Source organism: Microbacterium sp. UBA3394, assembly GCF_002358725.1.
Taxonomy (GTDB): domain Bacteria; phylum Actinomycetota; class Actinomycetes; order Actinomycetales; family Microbacteriaceae; genus Microbacterium; species Microbacterium luteum.
The window spans coordinates 8,744-12,676 of the sequence record NZ_DEPK01000256.1 but is presented as its reverse complement, the minus strand read 5'-3'; the positions used below and the strand labels follow the sequence as shown (position 1 = coordinate 12,676).

The 3,933-nt window shown below is 70.9% G+C and carries 5 protein-coding genes; all 5 read left to right on the top strand.

Going from position 1 to position 3,933, the window contains the following annotated elements; translation table 11 throughout:
• On the top strand, positions 1–712 hold a 712-nt coding region (locus B4E30_RS15200), incomplete at its 5' end, for a tRNA (adenine-N1)-methyltransferase (RefSeq protein WP_286796006.1).
• Between the two features lie 9 nt (positions 713–721).
• Positions 722–1,672, top strand: a complete 951-nt coding sequence (locus B4E30_RS15195; RefSeq protein WP_194383165.1) for an FKBP-type peptidyl-prolyl cis-trans isomerase — start codon at positions 722–724, stop codon at positions 1,670–1,672.
• A gap of 37 nt (positions 1,673–1,709) precedes the next feature.
• Positions 1,710–2,702 (top strand): helix-turn-helix transcriptional regulator, encoded by a 993-nt coding sequence (locus B4E30_RS15190; RefSeq protein WP_194383164.1) that lies wholly within the window; start codon positions 1,710–1,712, stop codon positions 2,700–2,702.
• Positions 2,699–3,670 (top strand): helix-turn-helix transcriptional regulator, encoded by a 972-nt coding sequence (locus tag B4E30_RS15185; RefSeq protein WP_194383163.1) that lies wholly within the window; start codon positions 2,699–2,701, stop codon positions 3,668–3,670. Before B4E30_RS15190 ends, B4E30_RS15185 begins: the two co-directional genes overlap by 4 nt.
• Positions 3,671–3,750: 80 nt before the next feature.
• On the top strand, positions 3,751–3,933 hold a 183-nt coding region (gene tatA, locus B4E30_RS15180; RefSeq protein WP_286796001.1), incomplete at its 3' end, for a twin-arginine translocase TatA/TatE family subunit.

Sequence of the window (3,933 nt, the reverse complement as noted above, 5' to 3'; positions counted from 1 at the left end):
GTTCCCGGGGGCGCGCGTCGTCGAAGCCGGCGTCGGTTCGGGTGCACTGTCGCTCTGGCTGCTGCGCGCGATCGGGGAGACCGGGTCGCTGGTGTCGTTCGAGCGGCGCGAGGAGTTCGCCGACGTCGCCCGGGCGAACGTGGAGACCTTCCTCGGGGAGGTGCCCGCCACGTGGCGCATCGAGCTGGGCGACCTCGCGGAGACCCTGCCGGCCGTGGTCGAGCCGGGCACGATCGACCGGGTGGTCCTCGACATGCTCGCCCCCTGGGAGTGCCTCGACGCCGTCGCCGACGCGCTGACGCCGGGCGGCGTCGTGGTCTGCTACGTCGCCACGGCGACGCAGCTGAGCCGCGTGGCCGAGTTCATCCGCGGAACGGGGCTGTTCACCGAGCCGGACGCGAACGAGACGATGGTGCGCGGATGGCACGTCGAAGGGCTCGCGGTGCGGCCCGATCACCGCATGGTCGCCCACACCGGCTTCCTGGTGTGGGCACGACGACTCGCGCCCGGCGCGGTGGCTCCGGAGCAGAAGCGCCGCGCGTCGAAGTCGAGCTACGGCGATGAGGATGTGGAGCTGTGGACACCCGGCGCGGTGGGGGATCGGGAGATCACCGACAAGAATCTCCGCAAGCGTGTGCGCGAGGCCGAGCGTGCCGCCGCCGGTGCTCGTCTCGCGTCCGCCGCGGAGGACGAAGGCACCGCGACCGCCTAGGATGAACCGGTGCGCAAGATCCCCGCTGCTCTCGCCCTCATCGGAATGACCTCTGTCGGCCTCGTCGGCTGCACCGTCGAAGCCGCCGCGCCCACCTGCGTGGAGAGCGACACCGACCTGGCCTCGCTCGCGACCGTCTCCGGTGACATCGACGCCGAGCCGCGGGTGGAGGTCTACTCCCCGTTCCACGTCGACGAGGTGGCGGTCGAGCGCCTGTCGGAGGGCGAAGGACCCGAGCTGTCCACGGACTCGCAGCTGCTGGTCATGGACTACTCGTTCTACGCCGGCGACAGCGGGGAGCCGTTCGCCGCGACCGCCTACGACGGTGATCTGACGAACGTGTTCTCGATGGAGAACATCGCCGCCGCGCTTCCCGGCCTCTCCGAGGCGCTGCAGTGCGCTCAGGCGGGGTCTCGCATCGTCATCGGCCTCCCGGCCGACGAGATCAACCCCGACTACGCCGCCCAGGCCGGCCTCGCCGAAGACGAGTCGCTTCTCGCCGTCGTCGACGTCCGCAAGGTCTATCTGCCGCAGGCCGAGGGCGACCTTCGCTACAACTCGAGCCTCGGGATGCCCACGGTCGTGCGCGCCCCCGACGGCCGGCCGGGCGTCATCATCCCCGATGCCGCGGCTCCCGACGAGCTCGTCGTGCAGACCCTCATCGAGGGCGACGGCGAGGTCGTCGAGGCCGGCGACACCGTGCGGGTGCACTACACCGGACTGACGTGGGCGGACCGCGAGGTGTTCGACACGACGTGGGAGACGACACCCGCGGCGCTCTCGCTCGACGAGGTCGTGCCCGGGTTCTCCGCGGCGCTCGAGGGCCAGACCGTCGGCTCCCAGGTGCTCGCCGTCATCCCGCCGGATCAGGGTTACGGCGACCAGGCGAGCGGAGCGATCCCCGCCGGCTCCACGCTCGTCTTCGTCATCGACATCCTCGGCGTCGACGAGGCGTCCTGAGCCTCGTCTTCCCTCGGGCCTGCCTAGACTTGGCGTCGTGGCCACCGCATCCGTGAAGACCCCGCCCGAAGAGCGGCTGGTCAACCTCGTGGTGGCTCTCACCGCGACGGATCAGGGGCTGACGAAGGACACGATCCTGGCCAACGTCACGGGGTACCGCGAGCAGCGCGAAGCGGGAGCTTCCAAGGACGCTCTCGAGAAGATGTTCGAGCGCGACAAGGAGAATCTCCGAGCCCTCGGCGTCCCGATCGAGACGATCGGCGACTGGGCCGACCCCGATGATCTGCGCGAAGCTCGCTACCGCGTGCCCGCGGCGGAGTACACCCTCCCGGACGACCTGGAGTTCTCGCCGGCCGAGCTCGCGCTCCTCACCCTCGCCGGGAGCGTCTGGAGCGAGAGCTCGATGTCCGTGGAGGCTCGGGCCGGGCTCCGCAAGATCCGCGCGCTCGGCATCCCCATGGATGCGCCGATCCAGGGCTTCGCCCCTCGGCTGAGCACCAACGACCCGGCGTTCGTGCCGTTGCAGCAGGCGATCGAGCACGCCCGCGTCGTGACGTTCCCGTATCTGAAGCCCGGCGACGCCGCCCCGCGCACGCGGCGGGTGCGCCCCCTCGCCCTGGTCGAGTACGAGGGACGCTGGCACGTGCTCGCGCACGACCTGGGTGTCGACGAGGAGCGCACCTTCCTGCTGTCCCGCATCGTCGGTGCCGTCACCGCCACGCGCGAGCACTTCGACGCAGCGCTCCGTCGGGGAGCGGGGGAGCGGGCGCTGTCCGGCCTGCAGGAGGTCGCAGCGCGCAACGTGGCGCTGCTCGAGGTGGAACCGGGGACAGAAGCCGCTCTGCGACTCGCACGGCGCGCCCAGCCGGCCGAGCAGGGGGTGCGCGTGCCCTTCGTCGACGTGCACATCTTCGCCGACGAGCTCGCCTCCTACGGCCCGGAAGTTCGGGTGGTCGAACCCGCCGCGCTGCGGGACGCCGTCCTCACGCGCCTGCGCTCGACGCTCGCCCGTCACGGCGGTGCCGCGTGAACCCCGTGCGCAAGCCGCTCGTCGCCACCGACCGCGCGGCGCTCATGCTGCAGCTGGTGCCGTATCTGATCGGGAAGGGCGAGGTGTCGGTCGCAGAGGCGGCCGAGGAGTTCGACGTCACCCCCGACCAGATGCGGGAGATGGTGGAGAAGCTCACCGTCATCGGCCTGCCGGGTGACGGCGGCTTCTGGCAGATGGCCAACGATCTGTTCGACATCGACTGGGATCTGCTCGATCGGGACGACCGCATCGTCATCACGCACTCGGTCGCGCTCGAGCGCACGCCGCGCCTCACCACGCGTGAGGCGGCTGCGCTCCTCGCCGGTCTTCAGCTCACCCGCGGGATTCCCGGGGTCGGGGACAGCGAGCTGTTCTCGGGACTCCTCGCCAAGCTCGCCCGCGGCGCCTCCGGCACCCCGGCCGACCTCATCGTCGCGCCCGCTCCCGTCGACGCGGTGCGTGATCGCGTCGCCGAGGCGCTGCGCGTCGGGCGCGCCGTCGCCTTCACCTACAAGGCTCCCGATGCTCCGGCGACCACCCGCACGGTCGACCCCGTGAAGGTGAGCATCGCCGACGGCCAGTGGTACCTGCAGGGATGGTGCCATCTGCGCGAGGCGATGCGCACCTTCCACCTGGACCGCGTCAGTGATATCCGGCTGACGGATCTGACGGTCTCGCACGCCGCCGATCCCGTGCCCGACTGGTTCGCGGACGGTTCGGATGAGCTCGTGGTGCGCATCCGGTTCCCCGCAGCGTCGGCGGCGCTCCTGGGTGACTACCTGCGACGGGCGGACACCGAGACGGAGAGGGGCATGACGGTGGCCACGATGCGCGTCGCCGACGAGAACAGCCTGCGCCGTCTGACCGCCAAGCTGGGTGGCGATGTCGAGATCCTGGAGCCCGAGGGCGCCCGCCGCGCGGCAGCGGATTGGGCCGAGAGCGCTCTGCGACTGTACGGCCCGAGCTGAGACCCGCCGCACCCATCACCGTTCCCGCCCGCGATAGCGCGGTTAGACTGAGAACAGGTCAACGATCTGGAGTCTTCCTCATGGCTAACGCATTCAGCCCATGGCACCTGCTGCTGATCCTCGCGGTCATCCTGCTGCTGTTCGGTGCCGCCAAGCTGCCCGCCCTCGCCAAGAGCGTCGGCCAGTCCGCCCGGGTGTTCCGGGGCGAGATGAAGGCGATGAAGGACGAGGACGCGCCTCGAGGCGGTGACCGCGCCGACACC